Genomic DNA, 15,373 nt, shown 5'->3' with positions numbered 1-15,373 from the left:
TTAAAATATGGTGATTCTCGGAAGTCTGTTCTGCATGGAATCACACTGCTGGACAAGCCAGCAGTGGCACCCAGTATTCAAACGGCTATCACTTTCGAGAATCGGCCTAGAACCATCGAGAGATGACCACTTTTGTGTCCGTGAAGAATTGGAAGACCTCACGGCCATGGCCTTTTAAGTCTCCAAACAGAGACTCACCCGCGCCCCCGAACGGAAAGAACGCCATCGGTGCGGCAATTCCTATGTTTACCCCGATCATGCTGGGTTTGATTCTGTACTTGAATTCGCGAACGGCTTTTCCGCTGTTCGTGTACAAACAGGCAGCGTTGGCAAAGCCCCGAGTATTGATGAGTTCAATGGCTTCATCAAGGTTTTTCACGCTGACTATTGCGACCACCGGGCCAAAGATCTCTTCCTTGGCAATAGTCATGTCCGGAGTGACGTTGTCGAAAATCGTCGGGCCGATAAAAAAACCGTTGGGATATCCTTCGACCTGCACATTCCTGCCGTCTAGAATCAGTCTCGCTCCTTCGGCAATGCCTTTCTCGATGTAACCCAGAACACGTTCCTTGTGCGGCCGGCTGATTACCGGCCCCATAGACGTGCCCGGATCAAGGCCGTCGCCGACTCGGATCGCTTTTGCGGCTTCCAGGAACGATTCCCTCAAGCGATCGTGCACATCGCCCACTGACACAAGGATGGAACCGGAAAGGCATCGCTCTCCCGCGCAACCGTAGAACGAAGTAATCAGCGAAGGCAGCCCTTTCTGAAGGTCTGCATCGGGCATCACCACCACTGCGTTCTTGGCTCCACCCAAGGCCTGGACACGTTTCCCGGTCTTACCGCACTCCTGGTAAATGTACCGTGCCGTGCTGGTCTGTCCTACAAACGACATCCCGGCCAGATCCGGGTGGTGCAGCATTGCATTCACAACCTCCTTGGATCCGTGCACCATGTTGAGAACGCCCGGAGGCAGTCCCACCTCGTCGATTGCCTCGAAGATCTTCGTCTGAGTCATTGGGACCTGTTCCGAAGGCTTGACCAGATACGTGTTGCCCGTCACCATTGCATAGGGAAGGAACCACCATGGAACCATCGCGGGGAAATTGAACGGCGCTATACAACCGAACACCCCCAGAGGCTGACGCTCGGCGGTGCAATCGATGTCCTGGGCTATATCTTCAAGGCAGTACCCGGTCATCATAGTGGTAACGCCGGTAGCGTGCTCAACATTTTCGATCATGCGCCTGACTTCGCCACGTGATTCATCGATGGTCTTTCCTTCCTCGCGGACCAGAGTCCTGGCTATGTCATCGAAGGCCTCCTCAAAAGCCTCCTTCAGCCTGAAAAGGTACCTGGCCCGGGTCAAAGGCGGTGTGTTGCGCCATTCCGGAAACGCAGCCTTCCCGGCCTGTACAGCCCGATCCAGTTCTTCAGCCGTGGAGAATGGGACCTGAGCAATTTTCTCTCCTGTGGCGGGACACCATACGTCCCCCAGATGCTGCGATTCGGAAGCCTGCCACTCTCCGTTGATGTAGTTCTTTAGAATGGGGAGCCCCATCTTTCGTCCTCCTTTATGTTATCGTCCGCAGTTCGGATGCCCTCCGGCGCGGGTCTCAAAGTCCCAAATAGGCCTTGCGCACGGCCGGGTCGGCCAGAAGTTCCTCTCCCGAGCCGGATAATGCAATTCTACCCGACTCCATGACAAAGCCCTTGTGAGCTATAGATAGGGCGTGTTGGGTGTTCTGTTCCACCAACAACACTGTCACGCCCAACTGATTCACTTCTTCAACCACTCTGAACATGTCTTCCACCAGCAGAGGGGACAGGCCCAGAGAAGGTTCATCCAGCATAAGAAGTTTGGGAGCCGACATCAGGCCTCTTCCGATCGCGACCATTTGTTGCTCGCCGCCGGAGAGAGTCGCTGCCATCTGGCTTTTGCGCGACTTGAGAACAGGGAAAACCGCAAAGACCTGTTCCAGCCTTTCCCCCCTCTGATTGACCGGCGTACAATAGGCGCCCAACAGCAGATTCTCCAGGACCGTCATCTCCGGGAAAAGCTTGCGTCCCTCCGGTACATGAATCAGCCCGTGATGGACGATCTGCGTGGGAGTAGCTTGTTCCAGCGGAGTGCCTTCGAAGGTGATGGACCCGCCTACAGGCCTGAGAAGTCCGGAAATTGTCTTAAGAAGAGAGGTCTTGCCCGCGCCGTTGGCCCCCACCAGGGCGACAATTTGCCCCGCCTCAATACCGAGGGAAACGCCCCATAGCGCCTGGACTTTTCCGTAAGCCACCTGGAGATTTTCAACGTGCAGCATGTGGTTTGGCTCGCTTACCAAGGTACGCCGTGATAACGTCCGGGTTTTCCACCACTTCTTGAGGGGTGCCGTCCGCTATCTTCGCTCCGTAACTTATCACCACCACCCGATGACAGGTGTTCATTATGGCTCTGAGCACGTGTTCCACCCAGACGATCGTCACGCCATCCAGGCAGATTTCGTTGATCAAGCCGGCAGCCTGATCCACCTCCGTGGGATTGAGACCTCCCATCGGCTCGTCCAAAAGCAGCAACCTGGGGCCGGTGGCAAGAGCGCGGGCTATCTCCAGTCTCTTTTGATCACCCAGAGTCAGATCGCTTGCCAACATTTTGATCTTGCCCTTCAATCCGACTTTCTCGATTATCCGCGCGGCCTGGGCTTCAGCTTGTCGCCGCAGTGGAGCATGCAGAAACGCGGCCAAGGTAACGTTTTCCAGAACGCTTAGCTGTCGGAATGGCTTGACCGTTTGGAAGGTCCGAGCCACACCCCTTCGCGTTACTGCATAGGGCTTGAGACCTACCAGATTGTCGCCTTCGAGAAGTATCTGACCCGCACTGGGTGGCAGGAAACCCGCCACTAGGTTGAAAACCGTTGTCTTTCCGGCTCCATTGGGACCAATGAGGCCTACGATAGCTCCTTTCTCCACTTCGAATGAAAGATTGGTCACAGCGACCAAGCCACCGAAAGACTTGGTGAGACCTTTCACTTCGAGCATGGCCTCAGCCATTTCCTACCCCCCGGTTCCCAATCATCAGGCGCAGGCGGCCCCAAATCCCGTCAGGCATGTATCGGATAGCCACCATCATGAACAGCCCGTAAAACACCAGGTGTCCTACCAGGAAGTGCGACCGGAAGGTCTCGCCCAGTGAGACCAGAAATATCGCACCGATGAGGGGGCCGATTACGGTGGTCAGTCCTCCTACCACCGCTATAAACACCATTTCCACCGAAAGCGCGATGCTGAATACCGCGTCGGGGTCTACATAGCGCAGATACATCGCGTAGAAGCCGCCGGCTACCCCCGCTAAAAAGGCTGATAGAGCCAGAGCCGACACCCTGGCTTGCACGGTGTTAATGCCGATAGCCTCGGCGCTGTCAATATCGTCCCGGACAGCCAGCAGGTATGCGCCCAACCGGCTGCGGCTCAGCAGCCAAGTAATGGCAAGCGCGCCGGCCGCAATCACCGCTGCAATGTAGTAAAACGGGGTCTTGCTTTCCCAGTCGATGGCTGTCCCGCCGACGCTCACGGCCGGCAGGGTGGTAATCAAAAGCCCCACCGGCCCATTGGTCAAAGACTCCCAGTTGAGGGCTACCAGTCTGATGATCTCAGCCACCGCCAGCGTTGAGAGCGCAAAATAAGGGCCGCGTAGCCGGAAACAGATCAGGCCGATAGGTAGAGCGATAACAGCAGCCACCAACCCGCCCAGGATGATCCCGTACCAAGGGGATATCCCGAGGTTAAGATACAGTATCATCGTGGAATAGGCGCCGGCCCCAAGAAACGCGGAGTGGCCGAAAGACACCTGGCCGGCGAATCCTCCCAGAATATTCCAGGACGCCCCCAGGACTGTCCACATGAGAACCATTATCATCAAGTGAACGTAGAAGGGGTCAGTCACGATCCAAGGAGCAGCCGCCAAACAGGCTATGGCCACCAGTGCCAGGATGACTTTCATGATCTCCCCTCGCCGAACAAACCCGCAGGTCTGAACAGCAACACCATCAGGAACAGAACGAAACCTATCGCGTCCTTGTACGGAACGGATATGTACACCGCGCCCAGGGATTCCGCCAACCCCAGTAGAAGCCCCCCGGCAATCGCGCCCGGAACCGAGCCTAAGCCGCCCAAGACCACAATCACAAAGCACTTGGCTACCAGGATCTCGCCGACCGTGGGATACAGATACAGTGAAGGCGCCAGGAGCACTCCGGCCGCGCAGGCAAGGGCCGTCCCCAGGCCAAAGGTGATCGCGGAGATTCGCCCTACGCTAATTCCCATGAGCGCAGCAGCCTCAGGCTCCTGGCTGGTGGCCCGGATAGCACGCCCTGTGTCCGTATGCACAAGCAGCCAGTAGAGTGCTGCCGTAACCAGGATTGCCATGCAGAACGCGATGGCCAATGGAATGGGAACAGCGATGCCCAGCGGCCGCAGTGGCATCATGGCGTACGGGAGCTTAATTGTGCGATAGTCGCCGGTCCATATGAGGAGAGCCAGGTTGGCGACGAAAAGAGACAATCCCGCGGTGTAAAGCAGGGTATTGAGTTCCCCGGATGGAACGATCTTCTTTAACAAGAATCGGAAGATTATCAGACCACCTACGAAACCGGCCGGCACCCACAGGATAATGGAGACAAAAGGATCTATTTTCCAGGACACGTGTGCCCAGAAGGCCCCATACATTCCAAGCATCACCATGTCCCCGTGCGCCATATTGATAATGCGCATGACACCGAAGACAATGGTAAGGCCCACTCCGATCATGGCATAGAGCGATCCCGTGAGCACACCACTTACAACGCTTTGAACGAGAGTTTCCATGGCGAGCTTGACTGGCGGGAGAAGGCCCCTTGGCGCCGTCTCCCGCCTGATTTAACGTTTGCACGTCGGGTCGGGAAAGATGCAGTCAGTCTCTGCATTGGTCTTGGGATACACGTTGAGCAGCTTGCCGCCCCTCCATTGTGCCAGCACCGAATGGTCCGGCGAATAGATATTCTGATTGGTGTACTTGTCGCCCAGCGGCCCGTCCCAGTTCCCGAATTTCACTTTGCCGAAGACCGTAGTCATATCGGTCTGGAGGAGGGCTTCTTTTACGGCCTGCCGGTCCTGCTCCAGGTTGCCCGTCAGTTTGGCTCGTCGCAGGGCGTCGGCAATAATATATATCGCGGCATAGCCCTCTACTTCGTGCTCCTTGGGGTAAATCCCGTATTTCGAGTGGAATTTGTCATAGAAGGCTTTCGTCGGCGGATCGTTGGGATTGCCCGACCAGGCGGCTGAAGAGAAGACATTCTCGCCCAAGGGCCCTAGCTCGTTGGCGAAATCCGCTACCCCGAAGCCACCGCCAAAACCCACGAATGCCCGGGGATTCACTCCCATCTCCTTGGCGTGGCGAGTGAGCAGAATAGCGTCAGTGGTAGAAACCGCCACCATCAGGAGGAAGTCAGGATTCTGGGACTTAACCTTCGTCATGACGGGCTTGAAATCTAGAGTGTTGACCGAATAAGCCTCATCACTCACGATCGGCACATTTTTTGACTTCAAAAAGGCCATAGCAGAATTGGCAATGGTTTTCCCGAAAACCGTGTTGTCGTAGACCACCGCCGCGGACTTCGGCATAGCGTCCTTCACATCACTGATAAACTTGTTGAACGCCTGCGGATAAATCGAGCCTGTGGGGTTGTTGCGGAATACCCATTCAAAGGCTTTGGCCGTGATTATGTCGGCCGAGGGGTGGTCCACAACGTACGGAGTCTTGAGACGCTGAGCCACCGAGGCTATCTCGACCGCCTGCCCCGAAGCGCGGCCGCCGGTCAGCACCAGCACTTTGTTCTGTGTGATGAGCTTCTCGGTGACCGTGGCCGCCAGTGGATTCTTGGCCTGATGGTCCTCGATTATCACCTCGATCTTTTTGCCGTTCACACCTCCAGCCCCGTTAATTTCCTCAACCGCAAGGCTGTAGGCCTTTTTGAACTTGTCTCCAAAAGGGGCATCCGGGCCGGTCATGGGTTGAGGCGCGCCGATCTTTAGAGTATCTTGCGCTCCCACGCCACCCGCCCAAAAGGCCAAACAGAGAACCAACAGGCCTGCCAACAGCTTGCTGCACATTGCCACGACCTCCTTATAGGGATGCGGACCTGGATTACTCGGTGGAAACCGCCGGACCACCCGGCTGTTTCTCTGATCCTGAGTCTTCTCGGTCACGTTGTTCTCTTTCCAGCTTTGGAGGAACCAGGAGGTAGAGGTCACCCGAACCAACCTGGCGGAAAAGCATTCCTTGAGCCAACAGAGCCGCATCCGTCGCGTCGCGGTTCAAGCCAGGTCCCACCGGAGAACCGGCCCACGCGCCTGTAAAGCCGAGCGGCAGTCCATTGCGATCGAAGCCCAGCACTGCCGGGTCGAAACGCACGGTGCCCATAACATCGGCCATAAAATCCCCGACGCTCAGAATGTCGTGGATTATCTCTCTTCGAGCGGCCACAGCATCGCCACGAACCAGGCAATCCAATATACGGCTATGGCACTCCTTGATCTCGTTGTAAAAGCCGGTGGTAAGGTTGAGCCGAGACTTCACGTCGCGCAGCAGATTGTCGATAAAATCCATGATGAGAATCAGGATGGGGTTGTCGCTAAGCCGGGCCAGATAGCGATGAAATCCTATATCCTTGCTGATCTCGACCTCGCTATCCTCCCCCTGCTCGATCATCTGTTTAAGCCGCGGGATATCTTCCGCGGTCACGCGCGCGGCTGCCATATGGGCTACCTGAGGTTCCAGGACGAAGCGCAACATGGTGATATCGTGGATGGAGACGGCCTTGAAATGGAGAAAGTTCATAATGGAGTGGATGGTGGTCGTCATATCGACTTCAGCAATGAAAACTCCGCCCTGAATACCTTTGCGGATTTCCACCAAGCCCATGGCCTCCAGTACACGGAGGGCTTCTCGCATGGTGGCCTTGCTCACGCCGAACTGAACGACTAATTCCTTCTCAGACGCAACCCGGTCGCCGGGCTTGAGACGGCCGGACAGCACTGCGTCGCGGATTTGCTCCACGATGCGTTCAGAGACCTTTTCCGGTTTTGCAGCTGCCTCAAACATGGTTGGAGTCAATTCTTTTCCTTGGCAAGATTCCCCAAGGGTTTACGCCTCAGAGACAGGGTTGTTTTAGTTGTAGGGAGGTGCAGCGACATCTTGGAGATCGAAGAGCAGGCTGTCAAGTAAAATATTATAATATTTTAAGCGGGGAATTTTGCCGCACACGGACCGGTCATTCCGTGGGAAGGCATTGTGTTTTAGGGCTTCAGGACATTGTATTGCAGCCAAATGCCCCACAGACGAGACGCGAGCAAACGCCTCTGACATACCACTTCAAGAGATTATATTAATATGATCTTTTGGCCGCTGCACGCGGCCGCCAGGGCCAAAAGGAATCGGGTCTCTGTCTACCCCGAAAGAGGACGATGTTTCAGTCCTTCGTGGGAGATGTTGATCGATATCGAGAGCCCCATGAAAGACACCAAGGATGTCAATTTCTTTTCCCGCTTCCCTGACCAAATAGGCTATACGGTAATGGCCGTATAGCAGGATACGGACGTCTCCCTCCGGTTCTGTGCCATACCTTTATCCAATCTCAGGAAACCGCGCTATGGCCTGAACCTTCTTATATATCTCTGTGGAAACCTTTGCGGCGGCGGCGGGATTGTCCTGAGCGATATAATCGTGAATGTCTTTCAGCCATTTCTCGGCTTCAATGGTCCAGTTTATTTTTGCCATGTGCGGATTCGCCGTTCCATATCTGCATTAGAAATTGTTCGGCCCGCACGGGAATCCCCTAGGCCGCGGCCAATCATGCGACCAAAGGCCAACTCTCGAAGGATCTCTTCATAGGTACTGTCATCAGGTTGTTCGCGAATGATTTCCACCATTCTATCCTTGTCCGTCGACATGGTTAGCCTCCTTGAACGGGGTGAGGTTTTGAAATACTGCGAATTTCCGGGCAAACCTCACTCAATGATGCGTACGCTTGTTCCTTGGTCCCGGCCTCTTGGGTCGGAGCGCTGGCAGCGCTCATGCCTGGCGTTCTTCAACCATCATTGTCATTCCCGGCACTAGACCCAAACGATCCTGAATTTCGGGTGGGATCATGATGCACCTCTGATTGTCAACTGAAACCTCGGTTGACTTGCCCATGGTCGTTACCCCGTGTTTCATCAATAATTTAATGCTACCCGAAATCGCCGGACCGGCAAACCGATTTCCCAAGCTCGCGAGGAAAGGGACAAATCGCTACCGCGTCTGCTGCAAGTGCGGCCACACCATTTCCGCCTCGTTCATGGCGTACCCTTTTCTGATGGCACGTCGTGAGGGAGTTTGCGGTACACCTTTTCCAAATATACGCACCTTTGTTTACAAAGCCGCGGATGGCTGATATATTACATTTGGCTGCTATTGCTTCGCCATGACATTGGCGACCCCCCCTGTCTCATACTCATCGAATCATCAGGAGTGGAGAGTGAGCTGGGATGACCTCTGTCCGAATTTGCCGGATCGGGTCAATGGCGTTTTCGGCAGGCATTACTCCGTTCAGAGGACAAACGGCTCTGACAATACTCAAGGAAATTATCAAAAATCATGGAAATTAGAAACGTAGCTATTATCGCCCATGTAGATCATGGGAAAACCACCTTGACCGACGCGATTATGAAACAGACCGGGATGGTGCATGATGAAAACGTCACCATGGATTCGGATGCGCTGGAGAAAGAACGCGGAATAACGATTTATTCCAAAAATGCCTCCGTGTTTCATCGTGGAACGAAAATCAACCTGGTTGACACACCCGGCCACGCGGATTTCGGCTCAGAGGTGGAACGCGTCCTGCGATCCATTGACAGCGTGCTGTTGGTTGTTGATGCCCAGGAAGGCCCCATGCCGCAGACGAGGTTTGTTCTCAAAAAATCACTGGAACTTGGACTCAAGCCGATTGTAATTATTAATAAAATTGACAGGCGCGCGGCTGATCCCGGAGGAACCCAGGAAAAGGTGTTTGAGCTGTTCTACGAGCTGGGCGCAGACGATGAGCAGCTCGATTTTACAACCGTTTATGCCATAGGAAGGGAAGGAATAGCCAAGGAGCGCTTGGTTGACGAATCAAAAGACCTAACCCCTCTTCTGGACACAATTCTTTCAGAGGTTAGTCCGGCGTCGGCGGAGAATGACATTCGGTTGCGGTTACAGCCTTTTAGTTTGGCCTATGACAATTTCCTGGGACGTTGCGCTATCGGGAGAATTTACGAAGGAACTATTAACACCGGGAGCACGCTCACTCTCAAGAAGTCGAACGGGGAATCCAAAACCGGCAGGGTGACAAAACTTTTTACTTTCAAGGGTTTGGAAAGAGAAGAAGTCCAAAAGGCCTTTTCCGGAGACATTGTCATGGTGTCGGGTTTCTCGGATATTGATATCGGAGAAACCCTTTGTGAAGGCGCGGATCAGGAAGCTTTACCCGCCATAACCGTGGACGAACCCACCATCTGCCTGAACTTCTTGGTTAACACTTCTCCCTTTGCGGGACGCGAAGGAAAATATGTCACCAACAAACAGCTTCGTGAAAGGTTGGAAAAGGAACTTGAGGTCAACGTCGGTTTGAAAATCGACTTTATGAATGATTTCTACAAGGTTTACGGGAGAGGTGAGCTTCACATCGCAATATTACTGGAAAATATGAGGCGCGAAGGGTACGAAATCCAAGTTTCTCAACCCCAGGTAATAGTTAAAGAAGCAAACGGCAAAAAGCTGGAGCCCTTTGAGGAGATGACCGCAGAGGTGCCGGAAGAATTCTCGGGAACCGTAATTGAGAAAATCGGGAGACGAAAAGGGATCTTGATTGATATGGAGAGTCGCGGGAAGTTGAAGAGAATGACCTTCGAAATTCCCACCCGCGGCCTTTTAGGCTACCGAAACGAATTCATTGTCGATACCAAAGGAGAAGGGGTTATTTGCTCCAGAGTTGTTGGATACAAACCTCACGTCGGAGAAATAAAGAGACATTCTGTCGGCTCGATGATTTCCATGATTTCCGGTAAGGCTTCGGGATTTTCTCTATATGGTTTGCAGGAACGCGGGGCTTTGTACATAGGTCCGGGGACGGAAGTGTACGAAGGGATGATAATCGGCAATGCATCCAAAGGATGCGATATGGCGGTCAATCCTATCAAAGGCAAACAATTGACGAATATGCGTGCCTCCGGATCGGACGATGCAATACAACTCACTCCTCCATGTGAAATTGGTATTGAAAAAGGATTGGAAATAATGGCGGAAGACGAATACTTGGAAATAACACCGGACAGTGTCAGGCTCCGCAAACAGTATCTTACTGAAACAGAGAGGCGGAGAGCGTACAAGAAATAATCGACTATCGGTTCTTTCCCCTCAGGAATCCGATCCGCGTCGCGGACCCGATTCCGCTTCCGGGTCGTCCTTTCCGCTGATTATTATAAAGTCCAGTGGCAGCTTCTTCATAACATCCTCAAACGTTGCATCCGGCAATTTCTCACTGAATTGCATTTTGCCACGGTCATAAGTCTGAATGGTAATGCCCTTACTCCCTTTTATGATTATTACTTTGTAGAGCCGGGTCTTGTACCCTTGTGGTATCGTAATATAATATTCCGTTGTTGATCGGGACAGCCTGGGTTTTATGCCATTTGCCTTGGCCTCTTCAGCTCGCTTCAATATTGCATCGAACAAATCGTTGATTTCCACCACGGTTTTTGCTCCTCAATTCTTAGGGCCCGCCGCGATCACGAAAGAGAATCCATTGAGCGGCATTGCGCTCTCAAGGTACCCAATTCTTGACCGTTCGGCAATGGCGATTTACCCGGCGGGGTTGGTATTCCACAGGTCGGGGAATACTACACAGTCGGAGCCACCGATCTTTTTCCCAGTGGAAGGGTCAAATTTCCTTTTTTTTCAAGAATGATTTGTGGGGCTGTGCTACACTCTCCGTGGTAAAATAAAGGTCCTTGGTGTTCATTCGATTGCTCGCAGACCTTTTTACGGCTTCTGTGAGGCAATTCCCTCACTCTCGGGAGTTGAGCAGATCTCAATCAACGACGGATCTCCTTATGTCAAAGAAAAAGATTAACGCAAAAGAAGCCGTAGCCGACATTAGGTCAGGCATGGATGATTCCAATCTCATGAGCAAATATGGTCTCGCCCACGATGGGCTTCAGAGCTTGTTCGACAAGCTCGTAACCAGCGGTTACATAGATGTGGCCGAAATCCAAGGGCGGATGCCGGGTTACTTGGGGACCGTCAGTATAGGCGACGTTCCGTCGACTAAACGAGAGGGCACGCAGTCCAAAGGATTGTGGATAAACGCGCAGGAGGCGGCAAGAGACGTTCGGTCAGGACTGGATGATGAAGCGCTTATGGAAAAATACCACGTCACCTCTAGAGGGGTACAGAGCCTCTTGGACAAGCTCGTTACAGTCGGACTGATAACGCAGGCCGACCTGGATCGCAGGGCTTTGGGGCTGGAACAACATACGGTGGCCCTCAGTGAGGAAATGCTCAATCTCACTTATATATTAAAGCATTTAGAGCAGGAACAGGCTACTTCTCGGGCCGAAAAGAAAGATCCTCCTGAACCTTCAATAGCGGTTCAGCCCGCAAAAGACAACACCCCTAAAAAGGCTCTCCCGGTCAACAATAACAATGAAAAACCTCGAAAGCCGGTTCACGGTACCAGAAGCGACCCCCGTTGGCACGACAACTCTTTCCTCGCAATAGTTCTGCTGATTGTCTTCTTCCCTCTAGGGTTTTATGCTCTTTACCTGAACTCCCGGATGACCAGGCGCGTCAAAGGCTTGATGATCACGATCTGGTCAGTATTGGTAATTGCCTGCCTGATACTAATTGCATACAAGTAACTGGGTGCCCGTTCCCGAGGTTGTGCTTGACTGGCTAATCATCGCCGCGGTATGGTCAATGGCTTCTCCAAGAGCTCTTACGGAACGGGGATGCGGAGATTTCGGTCCTCCCCACCAGCCTAGGAGCCTGTCTGAGGGGCTGTCCAAAGGGCCGGCCTCCGGTTCTCTCCTTCCTGGAATCGGCAGCCTACGGAATAATTATGATGATGAGGCAAACCACAAATGACAATTGAAACAACGGAACTCAAGTCGGCTGATAAACTGGGCAGCGGACGAGTGAGGCGTTTTCTGCTCCCTGACGGGAAGACCAGCATCACCCAGATCAGTACCTTCTGCCCGGACACAGTCGGTCCCGGCCCTGTAAACGTGTATGTAATCGAAAGCGACATCGTGACCCTTTTGGATGCCGGCATACCAACGCACCTGGCAAAGGCGTTCTTTTACCATTGGCGCAATCAGCCCATTCCGCCGGAAGTAGAGGCCCTGCCCGGCGATCAGAGCGCTCGCGAACTCCGACAGGGATTGGAACTCGCCGGGTACTCGGTAAGCGACATAGCTTTGCTTGCAATCTCGCACGGCCATCCGGATCATTTCATGATGGCCAGTTCCATACTGAACGACACGGACGCGGCTGTGGCGGCACACATCCTCGACACTCCTGCGGTCTGCAATCCCTGGGGTTTGCTGAATATGTGGGTATCCAGGCAGGATCAGATGGCCGCCACCGGCATGCCGGCGGCCCGCAGACCCGAAGAGCTTGCGGGAGAAGCGATGGTCCGAGGGGTGAATCTGGAATCTCTGGGTGTTGATATCAAGGTGGATTCGCCGGTGATGAACGAAGGCCCTCTAAATAGGAGGGGATCGCGCATTGAAGGCGTAGAAGTCCGGCATTTGCCCGGGCACAGCCCGGGGAGTATCGGATTAATGGTGGGTAAGCCCGGCTCGGGAAGAGTGCTCCTCTGCGGGGATGTGCTCCTCAATCCCATAACCCCGCACCCTGATGACCTGCTGGTCTATCTGCAAACGCTGGAGGCCCTTGAGAATTACGACGATGTGGCTCTCGTGCTGCCCGCGCATGGAGCGGAGATCACAGACCTCAAGGCCCGAGTCGTCTTTCTCAAGGAGCATCATCGCAACCGCCTGCGGCACACGTTCGAGGAGTGCCGGGCTCCGCGCTGCGTGTGGGAGGTTGCAACCTCGGAGAATTACTTCGATACGTACGTGGACCCGAAAAAATTCAACTTCCTTGCGGGGCTTGAGGCCCTGGTACACCTTGAACTCCTCAACATGGTCGGGGGATTGGTTCGCACGCATATAAAAGGCCCGGTCCACTATTTCGTGAACAGCGGAGAACCCTTTGAACAGGTTTACGGCCGCATCATGGATCTGGTTACAAACAAGAACGCCGTGGCATTGATGCGTTACTAGGTGCAGATCTCTCAAATAGATAGTGCAAACGTACCAACTGCCAACCACAAATACGGTTTTATAGCCAGCCTGAGAGGCAGTTGGTTTCGAGTTTGCCCCTTCCGTCATTCCCGCGGACGCGGGAATCCAGATCGAAAAAAAAGGAACAACGCACTGTGGTGCCCTTACGAGGGCGTGATACCAACTCTCATGCCGAGAGCCACAGCGAATAATGAAGATTTTTCCAAACATTGTGCCACCCACGTGTCCCGCGCATCGGGGGTTCGTCCGTGCACGGATGAGCTTCGCACATCCGTGGCACCATGTAAAAGCTGCGCCTCTTTCAAAAGTAGGGTTTCTTCGTGGGAATGCGATGTCAAACGATGAACAATCCCCTGATTCAGGCCAGGACCTGCCAAACCCCAAGCCCTGAGATCCCTGGCCCGATATTGATTGGCTGTCGGGTGCCACTGACCTGGTAACCAGGTCAGTGCTGTTTTTGATCCGAAGTCGCCTTCAGCGCTTGAGAGCGAACCGGTGGGAGGGAATACCGCGCCCGCAAACCGGACAAGAATCCCGGCCGTCGCCATAATCTTCTTGTGCCTGACATTACTGTTGAAATAGTCCAATTCTAATTGGTGTTGAAAGGATCTTGACAACGGGGTGTTCCCATGTGACAATTTTCTTATACGAAACTGTGTACCGTATTGCGGAACGAGACGCGCCATGATTAAGCCCAACAACCTCGTTCAGACCATTGAGCGTATCTCCGCCATTCTTGATCTGGTAGGCGAAAATCCCGAGGGGACGAGTATCCGGGCTATCTCTTCTCAACTCGGCCTGCCAAAGGGCACTGTTCATCGACTGCTCTCTTCTCTAACCTACTTTGGATATATCCGCCAAGACGCTGTTTCGAGGAACTACTTTCTGGGCTTAAAACTTCTCGACCTCGCGGGGCTCGTGAAATCACAACTCGACCTTCGGAAGATAGCGGAGCCACTGCTTCACGCGCTTGCGGATAAGAGCAGGGAGACCGTGCATATGGTCGTCTGGGATCGGGGTGAGGTGGTCTATATCGAAAAGATGGAGCCTCCCTTAGAGATGGTAGGAGGATTAAGAATGGCGTCGAGGGTGGGCTCCAGAAATCCCGCCCACAGCTGTGCAGTAGGCAAAATACTGCTTTCCTATTTGACTGAGGATGAACTGCGCGACTTCATCTCCGAAAAAGGGCTCACCGCGAGAACAGCCAACACGATCACCGACGAAACGGCCCTGAAGAAAGAACTGCGTACGATCAGGACCCAGGGATACGCCATTGATGACGAAGAGAACGAAAATGGCATACGCTGCGTGGGCGCCCCTATTCTTGGTGCGTCAGGAAGGGCTGTGGCCGCTGTCAGCGTGTCCGGTCCTGCCTTTCGGCTGACCAAGAGGGTAGTTCGGGACGCGTTGAGACAAGAGATCGTCGAAACTGCTGAGGAGATCTCTCGCAGGCTCGGTTATGCAGGCCCCGACCCGCAGAGGATCGCACATGAAACCAAGTGACATACTCGGGGGCGGCGTAATCTTCCTTTTCGGCGCAATCACCGTGGTCTTGTCCGCGCAGATGCCGATAGGCACCTTCAGGGCCGCCGGGTCGGGCCTGTTCCCGCTCTGCCTTGGCCTGCTCCTTATGGCACTGTCAGCGGCCTTCGTGGCAAAGGGTCTTTTGTCCGCAGAGAAGGATGCCGGAACTGATGCCCACGCAGCGGAAGAGCCGGGATTGCCGTTGCCGGTGATCGCTTTTCTCGCGATCATGGCCGGGACTACCCTGCTTCTGAAACCTTTCGGTTATCTGGCCGTATCATTCCTGCTCATGGTGGGGCTTTTGAGGCTACTCGGCTCCAAACGATGGCCATTGAACCTGGCACTATCTCTTTTGACCGCGGCCGCTTCCCATATGCTCTTTGTTTATCTGCTCAAGATACCTCTTCCAAGGGGTGTTCTGGGGATCTAG

14 protein-coding genes and 1 pseudogene are annotated in these 15,373 nt (G+C 53.8%); 5 read left to right on the top strand and 10 right to left on the bottom strand.

Annotation, left to right across the window (positions count from 1 at the left end; translation table 11 throughout):
- Positions 1 to 106: 106 nt before the first annotated feature.
- The 9 genes and pseudogenes from HY913_23485 to HY913_23445 all read right to left on the bottom strand — a co-directional run bounded on the left by HY913_23485 (position 107) and on the right by HY913_23445 (position 7,980).
- Positions 107 to 1,561 carry a CoA-acylating methylmalonate-semialdehyde dehydrogenase gene (locus HY913_23485; GenBank protein MBI4966261.1) on the bottom strand — a complete coding sequence of 485 codons (1,455 nt, stop codon included), beginning with the start codon at positions 1,559 to 1,561 and terminating at the stop codon, positions 107 to 109.
- A gap of 55 nt (positions 1,562 to 1,616) precedes the next feature.
- Complete coding sequence (locus tag HY913_23480) at positions 1,617 to 2,318, bottom strand: ABC transporter ATP-binding protein (GenBank protein ID MBI4966260.1); 702 nt, start codon at positions 2,316 to 2,318, stop codon at positions 1,617 to 1,619.
- Positions 2,305 to 3,033 (bottom strand): ABC transporter ATP-binding protein, encoded by a 729-nt coding sequence (locus HY913_23475; protein ID MBI4966259.1) that lies wholly within the window; start codon positions 3,031 to 3,033, stop codon positions 2,305 to 2,307. Before HY913_23475 ends, HY913_23480 begins: the two co-directional genes overlap by 14 nt.
- 4 nt (positions 3,034 to 3,037) lie before the next feature.
- Positions 3,038 to 3,994, bottom strand: coding sequence for a branched-chain amino acid ABC transporter permease (locus HY913_23470; GenBank protein MBI4966258.1), 957 nt, complete (start codon positions 3,992 to 3,994; stop codon positions 3,038 to 3,040).
- Positions 3,991 to 4,857 carry a branched-chain amino acid ABC transporter permease gene (locus HY913_23465; protein ID MBI4966257.1) on the bottom strand — a complete coding sequence of 289 codons (867 nt, stop codon included), beginning with the start codon at positions 4,855 to 4,857 and terminating at the stop codon, positions 3,991 to 3,993. Before HY913_23465 ends, HY913_23470 begins: the two co-directional genes overlap by 4 nt.
- Before the next feature lie 51 nt (positions 4,858 to 4,908).
- A complete protein-coding gene (locus HY913_23460; protein MBI4966256.1) occupies positions 4,909 to 6,141 on the bottom strand; it encodes an ABC transporter substrate-binding protein in 1,233 nt (410 codons plus the stop codon).
- Positions 6,142 to 6,175: 34 nt separating this feature from the next.
- Complete coding sequence (locus HY913_23455) at positions 6,176 to 7,144, bottom strand: FadR family transcriptional regulator (GenBank protein ID MBI4966255.1); 969 nt, start codon at positions 7,142 to 7,144, stop codon at positions 6,176 to 6,178.
- A gap of 258 nt (positions 7,145 to 7,402) precedes the next feature.
- A pseudogene (locus tag HY913_23450) lies at positions 7,403 to 7,807 on the bottom strand (type II toxin-antitoxin system RelE/ParE family toxin).
- Complete coding sequence (locus HY913_23445; protein ID MBI4966254.1) at positions 7,795 to 7,980, bottom strand: hypothetical protein; 186 nt, start codon at positions 7,978 to 7,980, stop codon at positions 7,795 to 7,797. Before HY913_23445 ends, HY913_23450 begins: the two are co-directional and overlap by 13 nt.
- Before the next feature lie 685 nt (positions 7,981 to 8,665).
- On the opposite strand from HY913_23445, the gene typA reads away from it, so the two are divergent.
- Positions 8,666 to 10,447 carry a translational GTPase TypA gene (typA, locus tag HY913_23440; GenBank protein ID MBI4966253.1) on the top strand — a complete coding sequence of 594 codons (1,782 nt, stop codon included), beginning with the start codon at positions 8,666 to 8,668 and terminating at the stop codon, positions 10,445 to 10,447.
- 21 nt (positions 10,448 to 10,468) lie between these two features.
- Here the strand turns inward: typA and HY913_23435 are convergent, their stop codons facing one another.
- Complete coding sequence (locus HY913_23435; protein ID MBI4966252.1) at positions 10,469 to 10,804, bottom strand: hypothetical protein; 336 nt, start codon at positions 10,802 to 10,804, stop codon at positions 10,469 to 10,471.
- Positions 10,805 to 11,163: 359 nt separating this feature from the next.
- Here HY913_23435 and HY913_23430 point away from each other — a divergent pair, with 359 nt between their 5' ends.
- The 4 genes from HY913_23430 (at position 11,164) to HY913_23415 (ending at position 15,373) form a co-directional block, all read left to right on the top strand.
- Positions 11,164 to 11,970, top strand: coding sequence for a hypothetical protein (locus tag HY913_23430; GenBank protein MBI4966251.1), 807 nt, complete (start codon positions 11,164 to 11,166; stop codon positions 11,968 to 11,970).
- A gap of 222 nt (positions 11,971 to 12,192) precedes the next feature.
- Entirely contained in the window at positions 12,193 to 13,398 is a 1,206-nt protein-coding gene (locus HY913_23425; GenBank protein ID MBI4966250.1) for an MBL fold metallo-hydrolase, read from the top strand.
- Between the two features lie 705 nt (positions 13,399 to 14,103).
- Positions 14,104 to 14,922, top strand: a complete 819-nt coding sequence (locus HY913_23420) for an IclR family transcriptional regulator (protein MBI4966249.1) — start codon at positions 14,104 to 14,106, stop codon at positions 14,920 to 14,922.
- Positions 14,909 to 15,373: a tripartite tricarboxylate transporter TctB family protein gene (locus HY913_23415; GenBank protein ID MBI4966248.1), complete on the top strand. Its 465-nt coding sequence runs from the start codon at positions 14,909 to 14,911 to the stop codon at positions 15,371 to 15,373. Before HY913_23420 ends, HY913_23415 begins: the two co-directional genes overlap by 14 nt.

Source organism: Desulfomonile tiedjei (genome assembly GCA_016212925.1).
In the GTDB taxonomy this organism is placed as follows: Bacteria; Desulfobacterota; Desulfomonilia; order Desulfomonilales; family Desulfomonilaceae; genus JACRDF01.
Note: the sequence above shows the minus strand (reverse complement) of the source record. Positions and strands in the feature narration are given on the sequence as shown.